The sequence below is a fragment of the Helicobacter winghamensis ATCC BAA-430 genome (genome assembly GCF_028751035.1).
Lineage (GTDB): Bacteria > Campylobacterota > Campylobacteria > Campylobacterales > Helicobacteraceae > Helicobacter_D > Helicobacter_D winghamensis.
The window spans coordinates 34,211-60,001 of the sequence record NZ_CP063533.1 but is presented as its reverse complement, the minus strand read 5'-3'; the positions used below and the strand labels follow the sequence as shown (position 1 = coordinate 60,001).

At 35.8% G+C, this 25,791-nt stretch carries 28 protein-coding genes and 1 pseudogene; 11 read left to right on the top strand and 18 right to left on the bottom strand.

What is annotated here, in order from left to right; all coding sequences use genetic code 11:
* Positions 1-3 precede the first annotated feature (3 nt).
* Genes ffh through ribE form a run of 3 tightly spaced genes read right to left on the bottom strand, consistent with a single transcriptional unit; the run spans position 4 to position 2,300 of the window.
* Complete coding sequence (ffh, locus tag IP358_RS00300) at positions 4-1,344, bottom strand: signal recognition particle protein (RefSeq protein ID WP_006802258.1); 1,341 nt, start codon at positions 1,342-1,344, stop codon at positions 4-6.
* A 57-nt stretch (positions 1,345-1,401) separates the two neighbouring features.
* The gene (locus tag IP358_RS00295) at positions 1,402-1,686 is read right to left on the bottom strand and encodes an EscU/YscU/HrcU family type III secretion system export apparatus switch protein (protein WP_006802259.1); all 285 of its coding nucleotides are present in this window, start codon (positions 1,684-1,686) and stop codon (positions 1,402-1,404) included.
* Positions 1,686-2,300 (bottom strand): riboflavin synthase, encoded by a 615-nt coding sequence (gene ribE, locus IP358_RS00290; protein ID WP_006802260.1) that lies wholly within the window; start codon positions 2,298-2,300, stop codon positions 1,686-1,688. The genes IP358_RS00295 and ribE overlap by 1 nt, the downstream gene beginning before the upstream one ends.
* Before the next feature lie 59 nt (positions 2,301-2,359).
* On the opposite strand from ribE, the gene IP358_RS00285 reads away from it, so the two are divergent.
* On the top strand, positions 2,360-3,154 hold the full coding sequence (locus IP358_RS00285; RefSeq protein WP_006802261.1) for a TatD family hydrolase: 795 nt from the start codon (positions 2,360-2,362) through the stop codon (positions 3,152-3,154).
* On the opposite strand, the gene IP358_RS00280 is transcribed toward IP358_RS00285, so the two are convergent.
* From IP358_RS00280 to IP358_RS00245, 8 genes and pseudogenes are all read right to left on the bottom strand, one after another.
* Entirely contained in the window at positions 3,147-3,461 is a 315-nt protein-coding gene (locus IP358_RS00280; RefSeq protein WP_006802262.1) for a DMT family transporter, read from the bottom strand. The two genes, IP358_RS00285 and IP358_RS00280, sit on opposite strands and share 8 nt — an antisense overlap.
* Positions 3,458-3,865: a DMT family transporter gene (locus IP358_RS00275; protein WP_006802263.1), complete on the bottom strand. Its 408-nt coding sequence runs from the start codon at positions 3,863-3,865 to the stop codon at positions 3,458-3,460. Before IP358_RS00275 ends, IP358_RS00280 begins: the two co-directional genes overlap by 4 nt.
* A gap of 58 nt (positions 3,866-3,923) precedes the next feature.
* Positions 3,924-4,337: pseudogene (locus tag IP358_RS00270) on the bottom strand (TaqI-like C-terminal specificity domain-containing protein); the annotation flags it as partial.
* A gap of 140 nt (positions 4,338-4,477) precedes the next feature.
* Entirely contained in the window at positions 4,478-8,647 is a 4,170-nt protein-coding gene (locus tag IP358_RS00265; RefSeq protein ID WP_006802265.1) for a type IIG restriction enzyme/methyltransferase, read from the bottom strand.
* Between the two features lie 5 nt (positions 8,648-8,652).
* Positions 8,653-8,880 carry a DUF2798 domain-containing protein gene (locus tag IP358_RS00260; protein WP_006802266.1) on the bottom strand — a complete coding sequence of 76 codons (228 nt, stop codon included), beginning with the start codon at positions 8,878-8,880 and terminating at the stop codon, positions 8,653-8,655.
* Between the two features lie 19 nt (positions 8,881-8,899).
* Complete coding sequence (locus tag IP358_RS00255) at positions 8,900-10,804, bottom strand: heavy metal translocating P-type ATPase (RefSeq protein ID WP_006802267.1); 1,905 nt, start codon at positions 10,802-10,804, stop codon at positions 8,900-8,902.
* A 9-nt stretch (positions 10,805-10,813) separates the two neighbouring features.
* Entirely contained in the window at positions 10,814-11,155 is a 342-nt protein-coding gene (locus IP358_RS00250; RefSeq protein WP_006802268.1) for an ArsR/SmtB family transcription factor, read from the bottom strand.
* A 160-nt stretch (positions 11,156-11,315) separates the two neighbouring features.
* A complete protein-coding gene (locus IP358_RS00245) occupies positions 11,316-12,077 on the bottom strand; it encodes a complement resistance protein TraT (RefSeq protein WP_040498320.1) in 762 nt (253 codons plus the stop codon).
* A gap of 167 nt (positions 12,078-12,244) precedes the next feature.
* Between IP358_RS00245 and tviB the strand changes: the two genes are divergently transcribed.
* Positions 12,245-13,498: a Vi polysaccharide biosynthesis UDP-N-acetylglucosamine C-6 dehydrogenase TviB gene (tviB, locus tag IP358_RS00240; RefSeq protein ID WP_006802270.1), complete on the top strand. Its 1,254-nt coding sequence runs from the start codon at positions 12,245-12,247 to the stop codon at positions 13,496-13,498.
* Between the two features lie 6 nt (positions 13,499-13,504).
* On the opposite strand, the gene IP358_RS00235 is transcribed toward tviB, so the two are convergent.
* From IP358_RS00235 to IP358_RS00205, 7 genes are read right to left on the bottom strand one after another with little or no spacing between them, the layout of a single operon-like run.
* Positions 13,505-14,683, bottom strand: coding sequence for a type II secretion system F family protein (locus tag IP358_RS00235; protein ID WP_006802271.1), 1,179 nt, complete (start codon positions 14,681-14,683; stop codon positions 13,505-13,507).
* Positions 14,667-16,073 (bottom strand): GspE/PulE family protein, encoded by a 1,407-nt coding sequence (locus IP358_RS00230; RefSeq protein ID WP_006802272.1) that lies wholly within the window; start codon positions 16,071-16,073, stop codon positions 14,667-14,669. Before IP358_RS00230 ends, IP358_RS00235 begins: the two co-directional genes overlap by 17 nt.
* Positions 16,070-16,702: an SH3 domain-containing protein gene (locus tag IP358_RS00225; RefSeq protein ID WP_006802273.1), complete on the bottom strand. Its 633-nt coding sequence runs from the start codon at positions 16,700-16,702 to the stop codon at positions 16,070-16,072. The genes IP358_RS00230 and IP358_RS00225 overlap by 4 nt, the downstream gene beginning before the upstream one ends.
* Positions 16,702-18,165: a pilus (MSHA type) biogenesis protein MshL gene (gene mshL / locus IP358_RS00220; protein ID WP_006802274.1), complete on the bottom strand. Its 1,464-nt coding sequence runs from the start codon at positions 18,163-18,165 to the stop codon at positions 16,702-16,704. Before mshL ends, IP358_RS00225 begins: the two co-directional genes overlap by 1 nt.
* Positions 18,162-18,455, bottom strand: a complete 294-nt coding sequence (locus IP358_RS00215) for a hypothetical protein (RefSeq protein ID WP_006802275.1) — start codon at positions 18,453-18,455, stop codon at positions 18,162-18,164. Before IP358_RS00215 ends, mshL begins: the two co-directional genes overlap by 4 nt.
* Positions 18,455-18,994 (bottom strand): hypothetical protein, encoded by a 540-nt coding sequence (locus IP358_RS00210; RefSeq protein ID WP_143440558.1) that lies wholly within the window; start codon positions 18,992-18,994, stop codon positions 18,455-18,457. The genes IP358_RS00215 and IP358_RS00210 overlap by 1 nt, the downstream gene beginning before the upstream one ends.
* A gap of 11 nt (positions 18,995-19,005) precedes the next feature.
* Positions 19,006-20,073, bottom strand: a complete 1,068-nt coding sequence (locus IP358_RS00205; RefSeq protein WP_006802277.1) for a hypothetical protein — start codon at positions 20,071-20,073, stop codon at positions 19,006-19,008.
* Between the two features lie 99 nt (positions 20,074-20,172).
* Here IP358_RS00205 and IP358_RS00200 point away from each other — a divergent pair, with 99 nt between their 5' ends.
* The 9 genes from IP358_RS00200 (at position 20,173) to rpsI (ending at position 25,745) form a co-directional block, all read left to right on the top strand.
* Positions 20,173-20,406, top strand: coding sequence for a type II secretion system protein (locus IP358_RS00200; protein WP_006802278.1), 234 nt, complete (start codon positions 20,173-20,175; stop codon positions 20,404-20,406).
* Complete coding sequence (locus IP358_RS00195) at positions 20,406-21,188, top strand: PulJ/GspJ family protein (protein ID WP_006802279.1); 783 nt, start codon at positions 20,406-20,408, stop codon at positions 21,186-21,188. Before IP358_RS00200 ends, IP358_RS00195 begins: the two co-directional genes overlap by 1 nt.
* Positions 21,188-21,601, top strand: coding sequence for a hypothetical protein (locus IP358_RS00190; protein ID WP_040498458.1), 414 nt, complete (start codon positions 21,188-21,190; stop codon positions 21,599-21,601). The genes IP358_RS00195 and IP358_RS00190 overlap by 1 nt, the downstream gene beginning before the upstream one ends.
* A 69-nt stretch (positions 21,602-21,670) precedes the next feature.
* Positions 21,671-22,561, top strand: a complete 891-nt coding sequence (locus IP358_RS00185) for an ATP phosphoribosyltransferase regulatory subunit (RefSeq protein ID WP_006802281.1) — start codon at positions 21,671-21,673, stop codon at positions 22,559-22,561.
* Positions 22,551-23,813 (top strand): adenylosuccinate synthase, encoded by a 1,263-nt coding sequence (locus IP358_RS00180; RefSeq protein ID WP_040498321.1) that lies wholly within the window; start codon positions 22,551-22,553, stop codon positions 23,811-23,813. The genes IP358_RS00185 and IP358_RS00180 overlap by 11 nt, the downstream gene beginning before the upstream one ends.
* Entirely contained in the window at positions 23,810-24,238 is a 429-nt protein-coding gene (locus tag IP358_RS00175; RefSeq protein ID WP_006802283.1) for a flagellar export protein FliJ, read from the top strand. Before IP358_RS00180 ends, IP358_RS00175 begins: the two co-directional genes overlap by 4 nt.
* Positions 24,238-24,804: a MotE family protein gene (locus IP358_RS00170; RefSeq protein WP_006802284.1), complete on the top strand. Its 567-nt coding sequence runs from the start codon at positions 24,238-24,240 to the stop codon at positions 24,802-24,804. Before IP358_RS00175 ends, IP358_RS00170 begins: the two co-directional genes overlap by 1 nt.
* 127 nt (positions 24,805-24,931) lie before the next feature.
* Positions 24,932-25,345 (top strand): 50S ribosomal protein L13, encoded by a 414-nt coding sequence (gene rplM, locus IP358_RS00165; protein WP_180322675.1) that lies wholly within the window; start codon positions 24,932-24,934, stop codon positions 25,343-25,345.
* Positions 25,346-25,355: 10 nt separating this feature from the next.
* Positions 25,356-25,745: a 30S ribosomal protein S9 gene (gene rpsI, locus IP358_RS00160; protein WP_006802286.1), complete on the top strand. Its 390-nt coding sequence runs from the start codon at positions 25,356-25,358 to the stop codon at positions 25,743-25,745.
* Positions 25,746-25,791: the final 46 nt, after the last annotated feature.

Genomic DNA, 25,791 nt, shown 5'->3' with positions numbered 1-25,791 from the left:
GAGTTATCTCCTTAATTGCCCCATTCTTGCATCTTTCATCAAGCCCATTAAATCGCCCATTCCACCTTTATTTGAGAACTTTTTTGCCATCTTTGCAGCATTCTCAAACTGCTTTAAAAAGCGATTAACATCACTTACATCTAATCCAGCTCCCATTGCAATGCGTTTTTTGCGACTTCCATTTAGCAAATCTGGATTATCACGCTCTTTTGGCGTCATAGAAGAAACCATTGCACGCATTTGTTTAATCTCTTTAGAATTATCTAAATCCACATCTTTAAGCGCACTTGCCATATTTCCAAGACCCGGAAGCATTGATAAAATGGACTGCATTGAACCAATTTTTTTAATATTATCAAGTTGTGCAATAAAATCATTAAAGGTAAATTTTCCTTTTTTAATTTTTTTAGAAATATCTTTTGCTTCCTTTTCGCTAATCACAGCAGCAGTCTTTTCAGCTAGAGAGTGAATATCTCCAGCCCCCATTAATCGTCCCACAATACGCTCTGGAATAAACACTTCTAAATCTGCAATCTTTTCTCCAACGCCGATAAAACGCAATGGAATCCCAAGTTGATGAGCAATAGATAGTGCGATTCCACCTTTACTATCACCATCAAATTTACTTAAAACCACGCCACTTAAATCCATTTTTTCGTGGAATGTTGCGGCACTCTTTACCCCATCTTGCCCGCTTAAACTATCCACCACATAAAGCACTTCATTTGGATTAATCGCACTTTTAATGCTTTGAAGTTCTCGCATTAATGCTTCATCAATCGCTAAACGCCCTGCTGTATCAACCAATAGCACATCATATAAGCCATCAATTGCCTTTTTTTTAGCTTCTGTGGCAATTTCTACCGCACTTTTTCCCTCAAGGTGAAAAAACTCCACTTCCACCTGCGCTGCTAGCTGGCGCAACTGCTCCACTGCCGCAAGCCTTTGCAAATCACAAGCGGCAAGCAAAACTTTTTTCTGCTTACCTTTTAGGTAGTTTGCTAGTTTTGCTGTTGTTGTTGTTTTTCCACTTCCTTGCAAGCCTGCCATTAAAACAATCGTTGGTGGCTTTGGTGCAAAAATAAATCCATAATTCCCCGGTGCTGTTAGAATCGTATTTAGCGATTCTTTTAACGCATTTAAAAAGCTATCCTTACCAATTCCCGCTAACTTTGTTTTCTTCTCAACTTCTGCTAGAAGCTCTTTTAGCACTTTATAATGCACATCAGATTTTAAGAGAGCCTTTTTTAGCTCATCTAATGCACGCTTTAACGCCTTTTCGTCATCTTGGAATCTAATTTTACTAATTGCATTTTGGAAACTTTCTGTAATAACACCAAACAACTTTCTAGCCTTTAATTAAAATAAACTGCGCATTGTAAAATACTTTTGCTTAAAAAATTAGCTACTCATTTGCGCCTTTTTCTCTGTTTGATACAACCAAATAAAGACTTCCACAACCGCTTTATACAAAGTTGGCGGTATCTCTTCATCTAATTCTAAGTGAATCAAAGAATCCACTAAAGCCTTGCTTTGAAAGAGTGGAATATCAAATTCTTTTGCCTTTTCAATGATTTTTTCAGCCAAAAACCCTTCTCCCTTAGCAATCACCTTTGGTGCGCGCTGTTTGTTTTGTTCATAAGCTAAGGCAACGGCTTTTTGATTAAGTGGTATTTTTGGTGGCATTAATAACTCCCCAAGATTCTATCCACTGCTTCCCAGCTTAATTTAGAATCTTGCTTATAAGCTAAAAAGTGTTGCACCATTCGCGCTAAACAATCTGTTTCAATATTAACTCTCTCTCCTGCCTTATAATTCTTAAAAAGTGTTGTTTGCAAAGTGTGTGGAATAATTGTTAAGCGCAGTATGGAATCCAAAACTTCATTAATCGTTAAGCTAATCCCATTAATAGCAATACTTCCCTTAGGCACGCACAGAGCTAAAACTTTAGAATCCACTTTGACAAAAAAATCTGTTCCGATAGAGTGTGGAGTGATTTTTGTAATTGTTCCGATTCCATCAATATGCCCTTGCACAATATGCCCATCTAGCCTATCACTTAAGCGCATTGCAGGTTCAATATGCACCAAATCTTGATAGGATTCTAGCGCGATGTGCTTTTGAGTTTCTTCGCTAAGCTCTAGCACAAAGCCCCCATTAAACACTTCAATCGCCGTTAAACACGCACCATTTACCGCTATGGAATCACCAATGTTAGGCTTATGCTTTGCTAAAATCCGCAAACTTGAGCCTTGCAAACTCTCCACCCTGCCAAACTCACGCACAAGCCCTGTAAACATCTCTAACCTTTAAGCTACAATCTAATACAATGTGCAAATTGTAACATAAAAGGATTATTATGCAACTTTGTGATACACATTGCCATTTAGATGACGAGCGCTTTGATACAGATTTTGATGTAATGCTAGAACGCGCACAAAATGCTGGAATCTCACACTTTATTATCCCAGCAGCAGATCCAAAGGACTTAGAAAAAGCACAAAATCTAGCCAACACACATACAAATGTGTATTTTGCAAGCGGTGTGCATCCAGACCTTGCATACAATTATAATTCTAAATTTGTGGAATCCTTTTTAAGTAATCCAAAATGCGTGGCTATCGGGGAATGTGGCTTAGATTATTACTGCTTAGAAGAAAAACTAGAAGACTTCAACACAGATTCCACAGAAGCAATTAAAGCCATACAAAAGCGCGTGTTTATAAAGCAAATTGAGCTTGCCATTAAGTTTAAAAAACCTTTAATTGTGCACATAAGAGACGCTTCAAATGATAGCTTAGAGATTTTACAAACTTATGCAAAAGACTTAGTGGGCGGTGTTTTGCATTGCTTTAATGCAGATTTTCAACTCTTAAAACTTGCGCCATTTAATTTTTATTATGGAATCGGGGGAGTTTTAACCTTCAAAAACGCACGCAAATTAGTAGAAATCCTGCCAAAAATTCCTTTAGAATCCCTTTTGCTTGAAACTGACGCTCCCTATCTCACACCCCACCCACACAGAGGCAAGCGCAATGAGCCTTCCTATATTCCTTTAGTGTTAGAGAAAATGCAAGAGATTTTAGAAATTCCAAAAGAGCAATTAATCACGCAGATTAACGCAAACACCACGCGCCTTTTTGCGTTTAGCTAACAAGCTTTAACCCTACACTACAAGCCGCAATAAGAGCTACAAAAAAGAGCTTCCAAAAGTTACGCGACTCTTTGTAAAAAATAATTCCAACTAGCACACCCCCAGCAGTGCCAATTCCTGTCCATATCGCATACCCCATACCCATAGGAATCTCGCGCAAGGCTAAAGACAAGCTCCCAAGACTTAGGACAAAAAAGAATGCCACACCTAAGAGATAAAGCTTTTTAGCAGTAACAGCATAGGCTTTCATCATAATAACACCAAGCACTTCTATACACCCAGCAAGCATTAAAAACGCCCAACTCATTTTAGATTCCGCCCTGCTTCAATTTGATCATCTAGCGCATCAATTCCCAAAGCTTCGGCAATCTCATCAATAGCTTTAGAATCTTGCGCATCGCTTTCTTTGCTCACGAGTTTTAGCCCAACCACGCCAACTAGCAAAAGCACGATTAACACAAGTTGCAGCATTGAAACACTAGCACCAAAGATAAAGATTTCACTTAGCACAACTCCAGCCGCACCAATCCCGACAAACACAGCATAAGCGACACTAACTTCCACACGCTTAATTGCTAAAATCATACAAGTAAAGGAAATTAAGATCCCAACAATGGTAAAAAAATATCCCATTAAAGTCGTAGAATGCTTAAGCCCACTTACCCAAAGTATCTCCACAAACCCACCAAAGAGAATTAATAACCAAGCCAAATTAAACTCCTAAATCCTTGTCGTTATTCTTCATCTATTGTTTCTTAGAATTTTAGCATTAGTTTTCTATAATCTTTATTTCATTATCGCTTAGGTTGTAGAGTTTATAGACCAGAGAGTCGATTTTAGATTCTAGCTTGCTTGTGTCAAGTGTAGAATCTTTTGCTTTAGATTCTAGGATTTTATCTACACATTTTATAATCTCATCGCACAGGGGCTTATTAGATTCTGTGATTTGTGGTATAGGGAGTCTTTCTAATGCGTGTTTGTTGTATTGATATGCCGTATTGCCTAAGATACAACCACCGCAAAATTTTTTATAATAAAAAGTGAGTGCTTTGCTATTAAGCAAGGCTAATAAAAACTTTGGGTTAGAATTGGTTGTTATCATAAAAGCAGTTTTGTCTATATATATTCCTTTATTATCATACATAAAATACACACCTTGTGAAGTCTCGGGATAGATAATCTTCCCTTGATACACCCTTTGTGGGAGTTTTAGCCCCTCGCAGAATCTAAAGGCTTCGCATAACTCTTTCTCAAAATTATCAAGCACAAAGTTTGCAAGATTGCGCGCTTTGCTCTGCAAAGCAACAACGAATAATAAAGCTACTAAGAGAGAGAGAGAGAGAGAGAGAGAACAGATTCTGCTTCAGTTTGGCTTAAGTTATAGAGTTTGCAAACCATTGTATCAAGTGTAGATTCTAGCCCTTTTGTATCCATGCCTTGCTTTTTAGATTCTAATATCTCTTGCACGATTTGTATAAACTCCGCTTCAGTCTTAGAATCCACTTTAGGAATTGGTAGCTTTTCTATCTTATCTTTAGCACCATAAGCGTATTTTCCTGTTTCTACTAAATTTGTCATTTGTGTGATAATCCATTTATATAATGTGCTATTCATAAGTCCTAGAATGTAAAGCAATTTGTTATTATGGGTGGGTTGCAAATTAGCATTGTTAGTAGAATCTGTCATCATAAAAAGCGAGTTGTTAAAATACATTACTTCTTTAATATGGGTGAAAAAATACTCTCCACTTACAGGATTCCACACAATCTTTTCTTTTTCAAACTCTTCTAAATACGCACAATTTCTAAGGTTATAAGGCGTTGTGCCTTTGTCAGCTCTTTTGGCGATTTTATCCCAATGTGTGTCTAAATGTGCCTTTAGGGCTGGATAATCGTTTATATCAATGGGCGGGATTTTCTGTTTTTTGTCATTTTCTAAAGAAACTTCACTTTGTTTGTTTTTATTGCCGTTTTTAGTCTTTTTTACTTTGTCATTTTGAGCCTTTGAAAAAGGCGAAAAATCTTTTTTAGATTCTATGCTAGATACTTCGCTACGCTCAGTATGACAAGTGGTAGGGTTTGTATGACAAGTTGTATAGCCATTGTGCGTATTGATTATCCACAATCCTGCCCACTCATAGCTATACCGCTTAATATCCCTGCCACGCAAAATAGGCTTTATAAGCTCACTTGTCCTTTGCCTTTCATTTTCATTACTACAATTGCTTAAAATCTCATCTCGTTTCTTAGAATCTATGATAAAGGCTTCGTTATAGCCTGTTTTGATTCCATAATTTATAGAAATATCCCATTCTTTTAATGGTGTGCCGATTGCTTCAATTTTAGCTTTAAGGGCGGCTTTGGTGCTGTCTTGGAAAATAAAGCTTTCTTTAGTTAAGCTAGATTGCAAAAGGCTTTGTGGTATGATGTATTCTTGTAGTGGGACATTAGCTTTAGTATCGTAGTCTTTGGGGTGTGCGTAGTAGAATGTATGCTTAGAATCTAGCGTTGTTTTGATAAAGCTTAGGATACTTGTATCAACAGAGGCGGAGTCAAAGACTTTTATACCATTTAATTCTATATAGTAAAGCAGGGCTGTAGCTTCAAGTAGAAACTCTCGCAAAGGCTCGCCATATCCTGCTCGGCAGTATTTATTGCTTGTGATAAAGCTTAAGATTCCATTATGTTTTAGAATCTTGTGTCCTTGCTCGTAGAAATAGGTGTAAATATCGCTTGTGCCTTTGTAGATTCTAAAGGATTTTTGAAGATGGGGCTTTAGGTGCTTTATCTCTTCTTGGCGGATATAAGGCGGATTGCCGATGACTAAATCAAAGCCTAGAAAGTCGCCATTAGAATCTAGCACTTCAGGGAATGCAAATCGCCATTCAAAAGAATCTAATTGCTGAAAATTCTCATAATCTTTTAAAAGATTTAAAAGATTTTCTAATTCCTTTTGTTTAATTTTTCTATGATTTTCTCTTTCATAATCTACGCTTTTATGAAATTCAAAGCTTTCTACATAAGATTCTAAGGTTATTTTTGTTTCTAAATCTAAGTTCAAAAAATTTACATAACCATACTGATAGAAAAAATCCTTTAGCGCGCGATAAAAGTTGCTATATTCATCGCAATTACGCTTAAAAAGCTCCTTAAGATAAAAGTATGCTCGCTCATACTCTTTTTTATAAAATAAAGCCTTTTCTTTATCTGTTTCATTTTTATAATTTTCTACACTATTTTTTAACTCACTAAATTTAATGCTTGCCTTCTTTTTAATGTCGTTAATGTAGCTTTCTAAACTCTTTGTTACAAATAAATTCTGACTTTTTTGTGCTTTTTTGTATTTTTCATCTAGCTTTTCAGTAAAGTTTTCTAAAGTAATATTTGTGTCAAGAATCGCTACTAGGCTATTCCCACATTTAATATTTATATCAATATTTGGTAGGGTTTCTAGCTTGTGAATGTTGGAATCTAATTTGCCCTTTTCAAAAATGTAATAACTATTTTTTAGTAACTCTATCCACAATCTTAAACGCGTGATTTCACAGCTAATAGGATTTATATCCACGCCAAAAAGGCAGGATTCTATGATTTGCCTTTTAAGATTAAAAAGGGCTTTTTGGTTTTTGTGATTTTGCTCTTTTTCATCGTTTGGGCGTTTATAGTGGAATCCTTGCTTTAGTGTGTCGTTTTCTACGCTTAAATTGATATTTTCTAAATCTACAAGATTAAAATAATCAAAGTAATAACACAGATAGTTTAAAGCAGAAGCTAGAAAATGCCCACTTCCCACGCTTGGATCGCAAACTTTTATAGAAAGAAGTGCTTCTTTTAGCTGATCCCTTGCTTGTGTGTTGCCGCTTTTTAACTCAAGCTTTAGAAATTCCCTAGCATTTTCTAAATCCTGCGCGTTTGCGCTAAAGAGTTTGTTAAACTTATCTAAAATGATTTTTTCTAAAGATTCTTTGCACATATATTCTGTGATAAAGCCCGGAGTATAAAAACTCCCTTCTTTAAAGCCATTTAAATTTTCAAACACAAGCCCTAAAACCCTAGAATCCATAGCATTATCGCTATCACTAATTTTCCCTTTTTCTTGTGCTTCTTGTGTTTGCTTCTCTTGCTCACTTTTTTCAAAGTCTTTGCCAAAGTCAAAAGCGTTTAAGAAGTCAAAAAGATATGCTAAAAATGGAAGCTTCTCTGTGATTTTCTTATGTGTGTTTATATCACGCACTTGAGTGTTTCTATAAGGCGTTATGTCAAAATTATCCAAGTCTTTAATGGAGAAATGAGATTCTAATGCTTTTCTAAGAAACAAAGATGAGTTAAGATAGGGGATATAATTAAAGCCCTTATCTTCTTTGCGCGTTGCATAATCTTTAGCTAGCACTTCAAAAAACAAATGCTCTAAAGTTTTAAAATCTTTAATTTTCTCCTTAGTTAAAAAAGGTTGGAATCCATTTTCACCATTAAAGTGGCTTAAATTTGTTTCAATCAGCTTTAAGAATAAGATTCTATTTAACCATATAATCAACAACTCCATAGATTTATCAAAAAGTTCTGTGGAATCTCCTAGCTTTTCTGTCAGTTTTTCTTGGATTATTCTAATCAAAGAGATGTTTTGTGCTGTGTCGATTCCTATTTTGTTTGTTTTAGAATCTTGCTTAAGTCCTAGCACAAAAAGCAGCTCATCAAAGAATCTTTGATTTATGCGGTTACTATCTGGACGATACTCGGAAAGCAAATAATCCCTATGAAAAACTTTAAAAATATTTTTATATTTTTTAGAATCGTTTTCAAAGAGTCTTAAATCAATGTGTAAGCCATAAAGAAATTTTCCCCATAATCCTTTATCATCATCTTCTGGCGGAGTGATTCCACTAAAAAACTTTTCAGAATGCAGCAATTTTTCTAATTCATCATAGAAATCTTTATTGTTAGAAATAAGATTTTTATTGTTATAAATTTTTTTGATATGCGGATTTTTATAAAAAAGTTTTTCAAACTCTTTTGCTTTAAAAATATAAAAATTAAAAAAATCAGTAAGAATAATAAACTTTAAATCTACATTGCCATTTTTGCGCTCTCTTATGTAGTAAAGTATGGCTTCACACATTGCTTTAGCGGTAGTATTTTGCGTGCTAAACATTTCGTTGCGATTATTTGGTATTTTTACTTCAAAAATCACTTCTACGCTATTATCGCTATTTTTAAGCACTAAATCTATGGTGCTATTTTTGTTTGTTTTATTTTGGTGGTATTGCGCTTCAACACAACCTTTAAAGCCTACATTCTCTAAAAATGGTAACAAAGCATTTGATACAAGCCAAGTTTCAGCCTTTGTATCTTTGTGATTATAAATCCTTGTAAGATATTCTAAAACACTATCTTTAAAAGCTTCAAATTCTTCTTGCTCAATGTTTTGCTTATAATATAGCGGATTTAGATTCTCTTCTAAATTTTCTTTTTCAAAGATTAATTTTGGCGACTTCATTTTTTCTACTTTCGCATTAGTGCTTCTGTAAGTTTTGCAACATAAGGCACAACAAAAATTGCCACACCAAACGCCACTACCCAAGACTTAGGAAAAGCCACCAAAAGCCATTGTGTAAAAAAATCCTCGTGGAATCCTAAGTTTAGAAATGTAATAACCCCTGACATTATAAAGCTCATAAACACAGACATCAAAAAAGCAAAGACAAAACGATGATATTTTCTAGGAAACATTTGCCACCTTAACATTTCATTAGCGGATTGCACGCATTGCATTAAACAGAGCTAAAAGCGCCACACCTACATCACCAAAAAGCGCGATCCATAAATTTGCGATTCCAAACACACCAAGCACCATAATCACTACCTTAACACCTAAAGCAAAGATGATATTCTGCCATAAAATTAAGCGAGTTTTTTTTGCAAGCCGTAAAATAAATGGAATCTTTTTTAAGTCATTATGCATTATCACAATATCTGCCCCATCTAATGCTACATCACTTCCATTTCCCATAGCAATTCCAATATCGCTTAATGCTAAAGATGGCGCATCATTAATCCCATCACCGACAAAAATTACTTTTTTGCCAAACTCCTTATTGCTTGCTAGAATTTCTTTTAAATGCGCGACCTTATCCGCTGGCAACAAGGGCGCAAAGTAATTTGCGATTCCAACTTCTTGTGCCACTACCTGTGTAACTTCTGCTCTATCACCACTTAAAATAAATTTCTTAAGCCCTTCTAACTCTACAACCGTCTCTTTAGCTTCATCTTTTAATACATCTTCAAACACAAAAGAAGCAAGAACTTTTTCTCCTAAACTTAAAAAAATCTCACACTTTGCATTTTTGGATTCCACAATTTGCATTCCCGTCATCTCTGTGATAAACCGCGCATTACCTAATGCTAAGCTTTGCCCTTGATAGCTTGCTAAAATCCCACCTCCTGCACTTTCTTTAATAGAGTCTAGCACAATAGGCGCAGTCTCTTGTGTGCTAGCTTGTAAAATCGCCTTTGCAATAGGGTGATTAGAGTGCGACTCTAGTGCGACTGCTAGATTTAGAGCATAATCTTGCGTGCAATCCCCTATTATTTGGACTTCCTTAAGCGTTAATGCGCCTTTTGTAAGTGTGCCTGTTTTGTCAAACACAATCGCCCCTGCATTATTTAACGCTTCTAAATAGCTTGAACCTTTAATTAAAATCCCTTCTTTTGATGCTCTACCAAGTGCCGCAAATAGAGTTAAAGGGATAGAAATCACAAGCGCACAAGGACAAGAAACCACCAAAAAGATGATTCCACGATACAGCCAAGTTTGTAATTCTTGCGTGAAGCTCCCACCCAAAGCCCAAAAATAAAGTGGCGGAAGTAAGGCAACTAAAAATGCTAGTAGCGTAACAATAGGCGTGTAATAACGCGCAAATTTTGTGATAAACTCTTCGCTCTTGCTTTTTTGCACATTGCCTTCTTCAATAAGTTTTAAAACCTTGCTAAATGTGGAATCTGCATAACTCTGTGTTGCTTGAATCTCTAAGACCCCACCAAGATTAATTCCGCCTGATAACACCCTATCACCAATGCCTACACTTTGTGGAACACATTCTCCATTTAATGCGGAGTTATCTACACTTCCATCACCCTTTATTACCACACCATCGGCTAAAATTCTTTCCCCTGCAAAAACAATTAAAACATCACCTTTTTTAATACTCTCTGGGGCGATTTGCACTTGTTTGCCATCTTGTAAAACCCTTGCACTCTCTACCTTTAAGTCTGCAAGAGAGCGGATTTGCTTTTTGGATTTTTCTACAATTAAATCTTCTAAAAATTCCCCCACACGGTAAAACAGCAAAATCGCCACCGCTTCAGCACCTTCACCAATGTAAAATGCTCCCAAACTTGCAATTGCCATTAGGCTATTTTCGTTAAAATATTCACGCCTTAAAAGCCCAAAAAATGCCTTTTTTAAGATTCCATATCCTAAGAGAAAATAGCTTGCTAAATAAAGAAAAATCTGCAAAAACTCCGCTAATTCTAAAAGTTCAAACTCACTAGCAAATGCTACAAGAAATCCAAAAATCCCCACACCAAACAAGACTTTTTCAGTATTTTTATTAACAGGCTTCACTCCACAAGAGCCACTACAACAGCATTCCATTTTTCCCCCTTACATCTCTTTTATATGCTCTAGCCCTTGATCTAGGATTTTTTCAATATGATCATCATCAAGGCTATAAAACACTTCTTTACCGATTTTTTGATAACGCACAAGGCGTGCTTGTCTAAGGATTCTAAGCTGATGGGAAACAGCACTAGCAGAGAGTTGCAAAAGATAGGAAATCTCATTCACACAAAGTTTATCTTCGCGTAAAATTGATAAGATCCTAATGCGTGAGGAATCCCCAAAAATCTTAAAAAACTCCGCTAAATCATAGAGTAATTCCTCTTTAGGAAGGCTATTTGCAATTTTACTTAAATCTTCTTTTCTTGTTAGGTCAAGCTCTGGCATTGTTTATCCTTAAAGGTTTGGGATCCAAAATTAACTCTTTAATATATGAGCATTTGTTCATATATGATAATCTTAAATTTCTTAAAAATCAATAAAGCTTGATTGAGATTTTTTGTGTTAAAAATTAAATTTTGAGAGTTAAAAATTACTAGGCAAAAGCCTAGAAAATTCCAGAGATTTGATTAGAAATTTTATCTTCTAAAACCGGAATTGCTTCTTCAAGCGTTAGATTTAGCTTTGTTGCTTCGGCAAAAAGTGTTGTTTGATGCTCTATATAATTGCGTTCATAAACTTGCTGATTATAATTGTCTATGTTATCGTATAATCTTCCTCCACCTTGTGTATCACGCACATTTCCGCCAAAACTATTGAGAAACCCTGCCCTTTGTTGATTAGAAACACTAGATTGCCCTACGCGTTGCGCACTGTTTGCTAAGACTTCTTGTTTCTTTTGGCGTATGTTAATATCTACTTGCATTTGAAAAATCTTATCTTCTGTCAATTTTCCAAGCAATCCCCCAACAGCAGCCCCAGCTAATCCACCCACAACGCCACCTGTTGCACTAGAATGATTATATACACCTACTCCAGCTCCAGCAGCCCCTCCTAAAATCGCAGCATCCTTTGCATTGTTTTCTTGTTTAATATCGCAATACAAAATATTTGCTTGCAAAATAAAGGTTGCTTCATCAGGGTTCTGCGTGATTTTGTAGCCCTTTTGTGAAAGTTTAGCTTCTATGCTCTGCTGCAAATTAATCTGTTCCCCACTTGTATTTTTAACAGATACAAAAATAACTTTTTGTATTGCATTTACAGGTTCTATAAAGACACTTTGCGACATTGTTGCTTTTGTCTGTAAAGTTGTCGTTACGCAACCACTAAATACTAAAACACTAAGGAATCCAAAAATTAACTTTCTCATATTTACTTCCTTGAATTTCAAATTTTCCGCGCAAATGCTAAAAGTAAAATTCTAGCACAACTTATAAATCATTTTCTAAAGCCTCATATTTCATTGTTTATAATTTATGCTCTTTACCCTTTATTTATCAAAACTAGATAAAATTTTAAAAATTTTAAAGGATTGAGATGAAAACTCTTGCGATTATTGGACTTGGCTATGTTGGGCTTCCCTTAGCAGTAGAATTTGGAAAAACCTATAAAGTGATAGGATTTGATATTTATCAAAAGCGTATTGATGAGCTAAAAAGTGGATACGATCGCACTCTAGAAGTGGATGCACAGGAGTTAAAAGAAGCAAAACATTTGCAATTTACCACAAATTTAGACGACTTAAAAGAAGCACAAATTTACATTGTAACTGTGCCAACTCCCATTGATAACTACAATAAACCAGACTTAACACCACTTAAAAAGGCTTCCCAAAGTGTAGGAAAGGTGCTAAGCAAAGGAGATATTGTGATCTATGAAAGCACAGTTTATCCGGGTTGCACCGAAGAAGATTGCGTGCCAATTTTAGAAAAAGAGAGTGGGCTAAAATTTAATGTAGATTTCTTTTGTGGTTATTCTCCAGAACGCATTAACCCGGGTGATAAACAACACCGCTTGCCAAATATCAAAAAAGTAACTAGTGGTTCAACTCCGTCTATTGCTGATGAAGTAGATGCACTATATTCTAGCATTATCACCGCTGGCACACATAAGGCTTCTAGCATTAAAGTTGCCGAAGCAGCAAAGGTGATTGAAAACTCCCAGCGCGATATTAACATTGCATTTGTTAATGAACTTGCGTTAATTTTTGATAGACTTGGCATTGATACGCTTGATGTTTTAGAAGCAGCAGGGAGCAAGTGGAATTTCTTACCATTCCGTCCGGGGCTTGTTGGCGGGCATTGCATTAGCGTTGATCCTTACTATCTCACACACAAGGCAGAATCGCTAGGTTATCACTCTCAAGTGATTTTAGCAGGGCGTCATATTAACGACAATATGGGGATTGTAGTTGCAAATAAGGTGATTAAGCTGATGGTGAAAAACTCCCATCAAATTGTTAAAGGAAAAGTTGCAATTCTAGGTGTAACCTTCAAAGAAAATTGCCCAGATATCCGCAACTCGCGCGTTGTGGATATTGTTAAAGAACTTAAAGATTTTGAATGCCAAGTTGATGTGTATGACCCTTGGGCGAGCGCTGAAGAAGTCAAGCACGAGTATGGACTAACCTTGAGCGATTTTAACAAATTTAGCCTGCAAGATTATCAAGCTGTGATTTTAGCCGTAGCCCACGATAAGTTTAAAGCACTAGATTTTAACAATCGTGGAAAAGTTGTTGTGTATGATCTAAAAGGAATTTTACCAAAAGAGCAAGTTAGCGCAAGACTATAAAGACTCTTATAGGCTTTGCATTTGCAAAGGAAGCTCCCAAAGCGGCAAAAAGATTCCAAGCGCAAGCCATAAAACAAGCACTCCAAGCACAAGAATCATCACAGGCTCAATCGCTCCTAAAAGTGCTTCTGAATGCGTTTGCAATTCTTCTTGATACAACTCCAGCAACACTTCAAGACTTTCTAAAAATCCTGCTTCATTGTGAGTTGCACTTAAAAGTTGCACACCAAATCCATCAAACATCACGCCAAGCGCATCTTTTATTTCCACTCCTTGTGAAACTTTACTAAAGATTCCGCTTGCTTTATGCTTTAAATATGCATTGTGCAATGCTTTAATAGAAATCTCTAAAACTTCTTGCAATGGGACTTTAGAGCGATACAGCCAAAAGAAGCTTAAAAGAAATTGCACTCTTTCAAAATCCTTTAAAACCCACCCTAAAAATGGAATCTTTAAAAGTAAAAAATCCACGCGCCACCTTAAGGATTCCATATTTTTATAAGCCCAAAAAAATATCACGCTCAATAGAACAAAAACGCCCGAAGTCAAAAGACCAAAGTCAAGCACCAATCCACGCATAAAAAGCAAGCTCCGACTCACAAAAGGAAGCTCTGCATCCACTCCACTAAATAGCACTTCAAATTGCGGAAGCACAAATAGTGTAACGCCTAAAAATACGCAAACCATCACACAAAAAACCACACTAGGATATAACATAACCTTTGTTAAGATTTTTTGATTTTTCTGATCATTTTTAAGGCGTAAAATCACAAGCTCTACAACTTCTAAGAGCAGATTTGCCTTTTGCCCAATTAAAAGCATCGCACAAATAAAATCTGAAAATCCTGCTTCTTTAAAGCTTTGTGCAAGATTTTTCCCAGAATTTAATGCCAAAAGTGCTTTTTGGAATCGGATTTTAAGTGTTTTGTTTTTGCAATGATTTTGGAGATTTTCTAGCAAAGTTTGCAAGGGCAAACGCGCTTTTAAGCCTAATTTAAACTCATAAAATGCGCTCAATAAATCTTTTGCTCCAATCTTTCTTTGAAGCTCTAAAAGATTTGATTTTGGAGTAATTTCTAATACTATAATACCTTTTAAATTCCGCTCTAGCTCCGCTTGCGAGTGCGCTTTAAAAACCTTTGTATAAATCTTGCCTTGAGATTTATATTTAACTAAAAAGCGCATTTTTCACCACACGATACACTTCACATTCATCGGTAATTCCTAGTTTCACTAACTCTCTAGCTTTTTGTTCTAGAGTAAAATTTGGCGTAATGGAATCTAGTATTTCTAGCATTTTTGCTTTTTGGATTCCACCTTTTATAAAACTTTCTAATTCCTTAGAAGCACGCACTACCTCAACAATAGCAATCCTCCCAAAATAGCCTGTGTAATTGCATTTCACACAACCTTTTGGAGTCCAAACTTCCCCCTTTTTTTGCTTGCAATCACAGAGTTTTCTAAGCAATCTTTGCGCTAAGATTCCACTTAAGGCTTGCGTGATAAAATGCGCCTCCACACCCATATCTAACAATCTCACAATAGAATCTAACGCGTCATTTGTATGCAATGTCGCAAAGACTAAATGCCCAGTAAAAGCCGCTTGAATGGCAAGCTGCAAACTCTCTTTATCCCGCACTTCGCCTAAACTTATCACATCAGGATCTTGCCTTAACACATTGCGTAGCACACTTACAAACTCCACTTCTTTGCTCATTGCCACTTGATTAATATGCTCCAAGCGGTATTCCACAGGATCTTCAAGTGTGATGATTTTTAGATTCCGTCCTTTTAAAATATTTAAGATTCCATACATTGTTGTGCTTTTTCCACTTCCTGTTGGACCTGTGATTAAAATTAATCCAAAGGGGAGTGTGGATAGGCTTTTAATAAGCTCTAATTCTTGCCCCCCAAAGCCTAAAGATTCTAATGGCATAAGCGTTTTATGCTTATCTAAAATCCTAAGCACTATAGATTCCCCTTGCACCAAAGGAAGCGTTGAAACACGAAAATCAAAAGTTTTTTGTAAATTGTTATCATCTGTTAAGTTTAGGCTAAAACGTCCATCTTGTGAGAGTTTAGACTCTGTCAAATTTAAATGTGCTAGAAGTTTTATACTAGTGCTAAGTGGCGCAAATACCCACGATTCTAAGCAAAATCTTTCTATCAAAACTCCATCAATACGGAATCTAATACGCATATTTTGTAAATCTAACTCAAAATGCACATCGCTTGCGCGCTCTAACACAGCCCTTTGTAGGATAAAATGCACCAACTCTTGCACGCTAGATTTTCCACTATTTAAGCCTTGCCCTTTAGAATCAAATTTGATTTCTTGATTGATTTTATCTAATAAATTTTCTAAAGTTTCTCTTTGTTTTATCTCTTCTAAATGTTCTAAAAATTTAGATTCCTTAATTTCTGTAAATTCTACATTTAATGGCTTAAAAAGGCTTCTTAAAGTGTCTTTGTGTGGATTACTCTCTTGCTTTAGAAGTGCTACGCGTAAGCATTCTTTGTTTTCTTCTAAGATCATTGCGCCAAAATAGCGCATTTGCGCACTATTTAGCTTCAAATTCTCTCTCCTTTGCGCATTTGTTCTAATAATTCCAAAAGTGTTTTATTGGGGCTTTGCGCTAGGATTTTTTGTAAAATCAACATTGCTTCATTTTTGTTTCCTTCCAAATACAAAGCCTTAGTAAAAATCTCCCAACTTTCAATGTTTTTGGGATTTTCTTGATTGATTTTTAGAGCAAGCGTTTTAGCCTTTGTATAATCCTGATTAGATATGGCAAGGCGTGCAAGCTGTAAATTATCTTTTTGGGGCATTTTTTGCGTGCTTGTCAGCAGGATTTTAGATTCTTTTTTAGGAATTGAAATATTTGTAACTTTTGATTTTTCCATTCTTTTAAGGCTTAAATACTCTGCAGAAACATAGCCGCTAGAAAGACGCAAAAATCCATTTTCTACGCCAAAATATTCACACACTTTTGTGTCCTTTGACAAGGTTTGCAAGATTTGTGCTTGTATATTTGGAGCTTGCCTTACATTAAGCGTATTTACTTTCACATAAAAACAAGGCTTTTCTTGCGGAATTTGTGATTGCTTCATCATTTGAGATTCCAACTTCTTAACTCCAAAAAAATACTCTAGCATCAGCACCAAAGCTCCAAAACTCATACAAAAAATAGCAAAGCGCAACATTATTCATCTCCTATTAGCGTATATCCAAGTTTTGCTAAACTCAACTCTTCTTCTTCAATAATGCGTGGTGTGATAATAAAGACAATCTCTTCTGTGCTAATGGAATCGTGCGTGTAAGAAAAGAGTGGTTTAATAAGTGGAATATCTCCAAGAAGTGGAATTTTATTACTTTCTTTGGCTGTATTTTGCGCGATAAGCCCACCTAAAATTACCTTTTGATTGTTTTTAACCTTTACAATAGAGCTTAATTGATTTGTAGTAAGATTTGGAGGCGCATCAAATGCACTTGCAGCAATTTTTGTCTGCATATCCTTTGTTTTTGTAATAGATGGATTAACCTTAAGCATTATGGAGTCTTCAAAAACCAAAGGTGTAATATCTAGCAAAACGCCTGCAAAAATGCTAGGGTATTCGTTATTTGTATTTGTAAGCGTGGTTTGAGCGTTTGTGTTTTGATAAATATTACTCTTTTTGTAGCGCAAAATATCACCTACACTAATCATTGCTGGTTGATTGTTTAGCGTTAGCACCTTGGGATTTGAGATAGATTGCACTTCCCCATAACCTTTCAAAAACTCCACAATACGGTTCAAACTAAGCCCGGCTGAAAAGATATTTAGCCCATATTGCACGCTACTTCCTTTGCTGCCACCTGTAATACTTATTCCACTTGTGCTACCAATCTCTCCATTTCCGCCAAGTGTCGCACTCTCGCTAAATGGCGGAATCATAAGATTTTGGAGATTGTAGAGAGAATCCCAATTTATTCCCATTGTTTTAACATTATTATGACGCACACTTAGGATTTGCACATCAATTAGTACTTGTTTTTGCAATCTTTTATGTAAAGCCTCAATATACGATTCCACCTTTTGAAGAGACTTTTTATCTCCCTTTACACTAATTAGCCCAGCCCCTTTGTTAATAATCACTCTCCCATTGTTTTCACTCTCTCCAAGCAGTGCCAAAATCTCTGTATTAATATGTTCCCAAAAGTTAAAACCATCCTCACTTTTAATCACAATTCCAGATTGACTCACTTTATCTTGCACATTTTCTGTAACACTTTGGCTTTCTTCATTATTAATAGAAACTGCTGTATTACTGATCCCTTGTCGATTTGTGCTTAAATAGTTGATTTTAAAAGTCTTTGTTTTTTGCACACTTAGAAGCAAAACATCTCCACTAAAATCATAATGTAAATTTGCCGCACTAAAAAGCAATTCTAAGATAAAATTTAAATCTTTATCTTTAATATTAACCATTGATAACTTTTGATTTAAACGCGATTCTACTTCTGCTTCATTCCACACCACACTAAAATGGCAAACGCCTGAAAACTCGCTTAAAATCTCTTGCACACTCACTGCATATTCTTGCACACTTAAATTAAACACGCGATTTTTACACGCCAAAAGCTCCCCACCAAAAACACAGAGAAAAATTACCAAAAACCGCTTCACTTTCCCTTTCCTCTTTCTTTAATAAATTTAGGCTTATCCTTACAAAGCTTTTGTTTCTTTTTGGATTCCATATTTTCTAAAATCACACAAGAATCTTGCAATGCCAAGAGTTTAAAACTTTCATTTGCGTGCGCAAAACTTGCATTAATCTCCACCCACTCTCCATTAATATTTGCTTTAGTATGCAAGATTCCAAAAAGTTTTAGACCTCTTCTAAATTCCATATCCCCATAATAAAATGGATCGCTAAAAAGCATTTGAGTCAGCAAAACCATCGCAAATAAACGCATTAGCCACCTTGAATTTGCAAGACTAAATACAGCACTAAATCCCTTGAAACTGAATTAGGATAGAGTTGCATTGCAAAAAGCGAGAGTTTAGGTTGAGCTTGTAAGGCTTTCAAAAAATCAAGCATGGCACTATATTTTCCCATTGCTTCTAGGCTAATCTGTCTATTTTCTTGCGCGATTTTTACACCATAAAGAGCATTAACATCTGTCAATTCTCTTAAAAAATACACACCAAATTTTTCTAATGCAAGCCTTTTTCGCTCCTCTTGCTGCGCTATTTTTTGTTCCATTGATGTGATTTCTCTATGAATTGTTTCCGTATCTTGGACATTTAAATTTTTCTGCGATGTAATTTCATTTTGCAAGGCATACAATGCATGGTTTAACTCCATATTTAACGCCTTTTTTTCTGTAATTGCGTTTTGTGTTCTTTCAAAAAATATCACCACGACAAATGCAAACCCTAGTACAAAAAGCAGCACTAAAAGCAACACCATTTCGCGCATTGAGCGAAGTTGTAAAAAGGATTCTATTTGCAAACCAAAGCTTCTCACTGCTTAATCACGCTCCACACAAATTCGCCATACTCCCCCATTGTATGCACTTTACCCAAAGATTCCTCCTCTATTATCTCTAAAATCTTTAGCGCATTTTTCCCTATCAAAAGCAGCATAACACCATCTTTTTCAACTCCAAAATATGCAATTTTGACATTGAATTTTTCTAAATAAGGATTTAGCGCGCTGATAGATTGCGCCACTTGAAAATCTGTCTCTCTAAAGCTCTTTAATGATTCCACATTTGCGTGATAAACTACCTGTAAATTTTGTAATTTTTCTTGCAGACTTATAAGTGTGTTTTGTGCTTGAGTGCGACTTTTTCCCAGTATTTCAAGCTCATTTTGTAGTGCATTAATTTGCATTTTCAAATTTGCATTTTTTCTCTGCTCAAGCAATCCTACAAAAGCTAAAATACCCCATAACACTAATCCTAATGTAACCCCAGCCGCCAAAGAACCCAAAGCCATTCCCACACGCATTTTTAAAAATGGCAAAGATTTTTCAATGGGATTGAAATTCCAAGTCTCTGGCAACTCCATATTTTCCAAATCTTGCACCATAAAGTGTAGATTAAATTTTAACTTTTTTAAACTCTCTTTTTCGTCAGTTGTAATCTCTCCAACTTCCCACAACCAAATTCCATCTAAACTCAAAAGCTCTAACTTTTCGCACATTTCCCCTAGACTATCTAGCGCGTAAAAATCTACAATATTTTGTTCTTTAAATCCTATAAATACCCAATTTAGATTCCAATCTTTTATTAAAACATAGCCATTCTGAATTCCACACAAAAAACAAGGATGACTTAAATACTCTGTCGCATCACTTACATAGCTTGCCAAAATTTCTTTATCCAATAGCACGCAATGATAAGCATTGCCGCTCTCAGATAAAGCATAGCGTAAAAAATATTCCTTTTCTCTTGGTAGATTTAGCACCACACAAATTTTCTCTTCTAAAAAGTCACGCAAATTTTCACTATTTGCTTGACTTTGCATTTCTTTTTCATCTAAAAACAGCGTGTAAAACACTATACAATCACTCTTAAAGCATTTCAAAAGATAATTCCTTAGAAAATTTATTTGATTCTAGAAATTAAACTTAGCATAAATTAAACTAAATTTTACTTTTTAAGCACAAGTCTATATAATTTTTTCATGAAAGCATTTGCACTCTTAGAATTTTTGGTTTTTATGGCAATTTTAAGTGTAATCATTGTTGGAATCTTGGGAAATTTTAGACAAAATTTTAGTAAAAACTCACAAAACACACAGGATTTTTCTTATGAATTTGTAACTTTTTGTAACAAAGTAACTCCAAATTGCATTTTGGATTCCAACATTCCAACACTTACTCCCCTTTTTGAAGTCAATGCCACAAAGGCACACTAATGTTTAAAAACAGGAATGCTTTTACCCTTTTAGAAGTTTTACTTGCTATGATTTTACTAGGAATTTTTGGAATTTTTAGCACAAAATTACTTCTAGGAGTCTATAAAAATTATAATTTAAACCATCAAAACTTTCAAAAACAACTAGAAGCACAAAATGCACTTCTACAAATTAAGCGCTTGCTTGAAAATACCTATCTAACAAGCTTACAAATTCTGCCTAACGCAAAAATCTCCACAATTCCAACAAATTTAATTGGAAAAACTCTTGTCTTCTATGAAAAAATGGAATCTTTTACATTACATGAAGATTTTGCAATTCCGTGTTTTCACGGCGTTTTCAATCCAAAAAGCTTAAAGATTACAGACAGCACATTGACTCTAGATTTTTTAAAACTTTCCAACACACCAAACACTTGCAATTTCAAACTTCCAAAAACTGCCCTTTTGGTTACAGAAAACTTTATTGCTCCACAAGATTTTTATAACCCAAATTTTCAAGGCAGAATTTTACATTTAAATGCAGATTCTATCATTCTAGAACTTCCAAATGCGCTAAGATTACAGCCTATTACAAAACTCTCTCCCCAACTTTATTTTTTAAAGACTCCTACGCACTTGCATTTTAGCGATTCTATTATTTTAGAACAAAATGGAAGCTCCATTACGCTTGTGGAAAATCTAAGCCACTTTAGCCTCAAATCTCACGCTTTAGGGATTTATATGCGCCTTTGTTTGCAAAAGGATGCTTATTGTGTTAGTAGCGTGGTTGTAGAGCTATGATGCGTAAAGGAATTATTCTACTTCCTTTAATTTTATTTGTGATTTTAGGCGCATTTGTTTTAATTCTTTCTACAAAATCTGAGCAAAAAATCCACACACTAGAGAGCCTAAACCCACGCATTTTGTGGCTTGATTTGCATTTAGCAAGCGTGAAAGAAGCCCTAAAGACTGCGCTCATAGACAAAACATTGATTCCTGCAGATTTCACAGAATTTTCCATACAAATTGAAGATTATCGCTACATTGCAATCCTTAAACAATTTAACCCAACCCTTACACAAACAACGGAGTCTAAAACCATCACCTATTATTTTGTAGATGTTTTTGGAATCTACCACGACTCTAGCAAAGAAGTTTTACAAGAATTTTCTACAAAAAGAAGTTTTATTTTAGCTCTAGCGATAGAACCTTAAAAATTAGCTAAAAGTTTCATTTAAAATATGCTACAATGCTCCCTTTTAGATTAATATTGAAGGAAATTTGTGATTTTAAGCCACGAGATTCCACAGGGCTGTAAGCTTTACTTTGGTAAAAGTGCGCGCTTAAAGCGCGAGATTGAAACCCTTGCTAGCACAATTTTATACAAAAATGGATACGAAGAGATTATCACTCCAGCCTTTGCTTATTTAGAATACCAGCGCGATATAAAAAGCAGAGAAGTTGTGCGAACCAATAATCAATATAATCATCAAATTGCCTTGCGCAATGATTCTACTATTGATACAATCCGCCTTTTAGCTCCACATTTGCGTGAAAATGCTTTAAGCAAGCGTTGGTTTTATATTCAGCCCATTTTTATTTATCCCACAACTGAAATCCACCAAATTGGCGTGGAAAATCTAGAAAATTGCGACATCACGCCATTTATTAAAATATCTTTGGATATTTTGGATTCTAACTTTTTAAATTCTATCAACCCAAATCCTAAACAAAAGCCATTTTTGCAACTCGCAAATGTCCGCATTCCACAAATTTGTGCAGAAATTTTTAAGATTCCGCTTGTTGCATTTAAAAACATTGATGTAGAAGCCATCTCCAATTCTAGCCCTATTATGCAAGAACTTCTATATGTGCATAATCAGCAATCCTTGCAAGAGTTTTTACAACACTACAACACACTAGAGCAGAATCTAAAATATGCCTTAGAACAACTCTTAGAGCTTGCAAAAGAAATTCCTTATGCAAATTGCATTATCTCCCCTTTATATTATGCACCGATGAGCTATTACACAGGTTTGTTTTTTAGATTTTTTGCAGAAAATTCCACACTAATTTTAGGCGGGGAATACGCGATTTTAGAGCAAAATGCTTGTGGATTTGGAATTTACACAGATGATTTAATTCAATATTTATTAAGGAGTGATGGTGAGTAAAGCAGATTTAATCGTAGGAATTCAATGGGGCGATGAAGGCAAGGGCAAAATGGTAGATTTGCTAGCACGCAATTATGATTTTGTTGTGCGCTATCAAGGCGGACATAATGCAGGACACACAATTGTAGTTGATGGCAAAAAATACGCCCTGCATTTAATTCCTTCTGGCATTCTTTATCCAAGCTGTAAAAATATTATCGGTAATGGAGTTGTTATTAGCCCAAAGGCATTAATTTCTGAAATGGCACAATTTGAAAGTATGCACGGCGGACTTAAGGGCAGATTATTTATTAGTACCAAGGCACATTTGATTCTCTCTTACCACGAATTATTAGATAAACTTAGTGAAGAAAAGGCTAAAGTTGCCATTGGCACAACAGGCAAAGGGATAGGACCAGCATACACTGATAAAATCTCACGCAATGGAATCCGCATTGAAGAGCTAAAAGACACGCAAACTCTAGCGCAAAAAGTCTTTGATAAGCTCCAAGCCCTAAACGCAAAGGAAAATACGATTCCAACTTTTAGCCTTGATTCTATTAGGAATGAGTTAGATTCCTATGCAAAGGCACTTTTGCCTTACCTTGCAAACACTACTGCAATGCTATGGAAGGCAATGGATAATAACGAAAAAATCCTATGTGAAGGCGCGCAAGGCAGTATGCTAGATATTGACTTTGGAACTTATCCCTTTGTAACAAGCTCTACAACCACAGCAGCAGGAGCTTGTAATGGCACAGGGATTGCGCCACGCGAACTAGGCGAAGTAATTGGCATTACAAAAGCTTATTGCACGCGTGTAGGCAATGGTCCTTTTCCTACAGAAGAGTTAGGTGAAATTGGCGAAACACTCCGCACAAAAGGCGGTGAGTTTGGTGTAACAACTGGGCGCGCAAGGCGTTGTGGTTGGCTTGATGCAATGGCGGTTAAATATGCCTGTCGCATTAATGGCGTAAGTGCGCTTGCAATGATGAAACTTGATGTGCTAGATGGCTTTGAGACAATTCAAGTTTGCACAGGATATAAAGACAAAAATGGCGAGATTTTAGAAGATTTTCCAAGTGATTTATCACAAGTTACGCCACTTTATACAAGCTTTAAAGGCTGGGATAAAACCGCTGGTGTTAGGGAGTTTGAAAATCTTCCAAAAGACGCGCAAGATTATATTTTAGCCCTAGAAAAGTTTATTGGTGTGAAAATTACGATGATTTCCACAAGCCCTGACAGAAACGACACAATTTTTAGAGAATGAAAACAAAATTTACACAACTTGTACTTTTGCGCAAAAGAAAGGTAGATGAAGCAGAGTTGATGCTACAAAAAAACGCACAACAAATCCTAGCAAAACAAGGTGAAATTGATGCACTTGTAGCAGAGTTTGCCACACTAAAAGAACCACAAAGTGGAATCTACCAAGCTTTTTTAACTTTTGCCCACCATAAAGAAGAATATCGCTCTAGTATTGACTTTAAAATGCAAGAATTAGCGATATTAAGACAACAAAAAAGAGAGTTGCAAGAACATTTCAAGCTACATAATATAGAATATGAAAAAGCAAAATATTTAGATGGCTTGGAAGTTAAAAAACTGCTTGAAAAAGCACGCATTAAAGAGAGTAAAGATCTAGATGAAATCTCCGTAATGCTCCACACAAACAAACGCGAAAGGAATCTATAATGAAACGCCTTTATTCTATTCTCTTAAGCGCATTTGCCCCCATTTACCTTAGCGCAAATGAAGGCAATAGAGTGATTGATTGCAATATTATCTTCGAACAGCGCAAAAGTGAAATTTTAAGAGAACTTGAAAAGATTGATGAGCAACAGCAAGCCTTACAAGCCCTGCAAAGTGCCACTCAAAATGTGCTTGATCAAAAAGAGCAAGATCTAAAAAAGCGTGAATTGGCCATTGCCAACACTCAAAAAGAGATCCAAGAACGCCAAGAAAAAATTGAAAGATTACTAAAACGCAACGAAGAAATTTTAAAAGAGATAAAAGGCATCACACAGAGCAAAATTAGCGAAACTTATACCACAATGAAGGATTCTAAATCCGCAGCGATTTTACAGAGCCTGCCAGATGATGAAGCCGCCACAATCCTTTTTGCGCTAGATACAAAAATCACAAGCAAGATTCTCTCAAAAATGGACCCACAAAAAGCTGCCACACTCACCACACTTTTACAAAAAGGACCCCCTTTTAAAAAGGATTCCACAGATGAAAATAATCAAATAACGCAATAACATCTAATTAATTAAAACTTAAATTAAGCTATATTTTATGTATTTAAGTTATAATTCCGCCTTTATTCCAAAAGAGATTTTTGGACTTTTTAAGTAAAATATTTTTAGGAAAGGCAACGCAATGAATATTACCAAAATGGCAAAAGCCAATGAAATTAAGCGCGAATGGGTTGTTTTAGATGCAGAGGGAAAAACTTTTGGTCGTCTTATAACAGAAATCGCGACACTGCTTAGAGGTAAGCACAAGCCACTCTATACACCAAATGTAGATTGTGGAGATTTTGTTATTGTTATTAATGCGCCAAAGGCTAAGTTTAGCGGTATGAAGCTAGAGGACAAAGAGTATTTTACACATTCTGGCTATTTTGGAAGCACAAAATCTAAAACACTAAAAGAAATGTTAGAAAAACACCCAGAAAAACTTTACAAGCTAGCAGTTAGAGGTATGCTTCCTAAGACAAAATTAGGACGCGCAATGCTTAAGAAGCTAAAAGTTTATTGTGATGCAAATCACCCACATAGCGCACAAGTTTCAAAATAAGGATTGAAGAATGGCAAAAATTTATGCAACAGGTAAAAGAAAAACAGCAATCGCAAAAGTTTGGCTAGCTCCGGGGACTGGAAAACTTAGCATTAATGAAACAAATCTTAACGACTGGCTTGGCGGGCACGAAGCTATCAAAATGAAAGTTATGCAGCCTTTATTGCTAACAAAACAAGAAAAAAGCGTAGATATCGTTGCACAAACTCAAGGTAGTGGCTACTCTGCGCAGGCTGAAGCATTACGCCACGGAATCTCTAAAGCTCTAGCGCTCTACGACAAAAACTTTAGAGCAATCCTTAAGCCAAAAGGCTTATTAACGCGTGATTCTAGAGTTGTTGAGCGTAAAAAATACGGAAAGCGCAAGGCAAGAAGAAGCCCTCAATTCTCAAAAAGATAATGGCTTTTTTTGCAAGGTTCCTTTGGGAGCCTTATCTCTTTAAAGA

Excerpts from the sequence above, each read along its gene's own strand:
- IP358_RS00250 (WP_006802268.1), bottom strand. The coding sequence starts at position 11,155 with ATGCCAGAGCTTGACCTAACAAGAAAAGAAGATTTAAGTAAAATTGCA.
- ribE (WP_006802260.1), bottom strand. The coding sequence starts at position 2,300 with ATGTTTACAGGGCTTGTGCGTGAGTTTGGCAGGGTGGAGAGTTTGCAA.
- IP358_RS00260 (WP_006802266.1), bottom strand. The coding sequence starts at position 8,880 with ATGTTTCCTAGAAAATATCATCGTTTTGTCTTTGCTTTTTTGATGTCT.
- IP358_RS00285 (WP_006802261.1), top strand. The coding sequence starts at position 2,360 with ATGCAACTTTGTGATACACATTGCCATTTAGATGACGAGCGCTTTGAT.
- IP358_RS00180 (WP_040498321.1), top strand. The coding sequence starts at position 22,551 with ATGGTGAGTAAAGCAGATTTAATCGTAGGAATTCAATGGGGCGATGAA.
- IP358_RS00280 (WP_006802262.1), bottom strand. The coding sequence starts at position 3,461 with ATGAGTTGGGCGTTTTTAATGCTTGCTGGGTGTATAGAAGTGCTTGGT.
- tviB (WP_006802270.1), top strand. The coding sequence starts at position 12,245 with ATGAAAACTCTTGCGATTATTGGACTTGGCTATGTTGGGCTTCCCTTA.
- IP358_RS00235 (WP_006802271.1), bottom strand. The coding sequence starts at position 14,683 with ATGCGCTTTTTAGTTAAATATAAATCTCAAGGCAAGATTTATACAAAG.
- IP358_RS00170 (WP_006802284.1), top strand. The coding sequence starts at position 24,238 with ATGAAACGCCTTTATTCTATTCTCTTAAGCGCATTTGCCCCCATTTAC.
- IP358_RS00265 (WP_006802265.1), bottom strand. The coding sequence starts at position 8,647 with ATGAAGTCGCCAAAATTAATCTTTGAAAAAGAAAATTTAGAAGAGAAT.
- IP358_RS00195 (WP_006802279.1), top strand. The coding sequence starts at position 20,406 with ATGTTTAAAAACAGGAATGCTTTTACCCTTTTAGAAGTTTTACTTGCT.
- IP358_RS00225 (WP_006802273.1), bottom strand. The coding sequence starts at position 16,702 with ATGTTGCGCTTTGCTATTTTTTGTATGAGTTTTGGAGCTTTGGTGCTG.
- IP358_RS00200 (WP_006802278.1), top strand. The coding sequence starts at position 20,173 with ATGAAAGCATTTGCACTCTTAGAATTTTTGGTTTTTATGGCAATTTTA.
- IP358_RS00190 (WP_040498458.1), top strand. The coding sequence starts at position 21,188 with ATGCGTAAAGGAATTATTCTACTTCCTTTAATTTTATTTGTGATTTTA.
- IP358_RS00255 (WP_006802267.1), bottom strand. The coding sequence starts at position 10,804 with ATGGAATGCTGTTGTAGTGGCTCTTGTGGAGTGAAGCCTGTTAATAAA.
- IP358_RS00215 (WP_006802275.1), bottom strand. The coding sequence starts at position 18,455 with ATGCGTTTATTTGCGATGGTTTTGCTGACTCAAATGCTTTTTAGCGAT.
- IP358_RS00175 (WP_006802283.1), top strand. The coding sequence starts at position 23,810 with ATGAAAACAAAATTTACACAACTTGTACTTTTGCGCAAAAGAAAGGTA.
- rpsI (WP_006802286.1), top strand. The coding sequence starts at position 25,356 with ATGGCAAAAATTTATGCAACAGGTAAAAGAAAAACAGCAATCGCAAAA.
- IP358_RS00245 (WP_040498320.1), bottom strand. The coding sequence starts at position 12,077 with ATGAGAAAGTTAATTTTTGGATTCCTTAGTGTTTTAGTATTTAGTGGT.
- IP358_RS00295 (WP_006802259.1), bottom strand. The coding sequence starts at position 1,686 with ATGCCACCAAAAATACCACTTAATCAAAAAGCCGTTGCCTTAGCTTAT.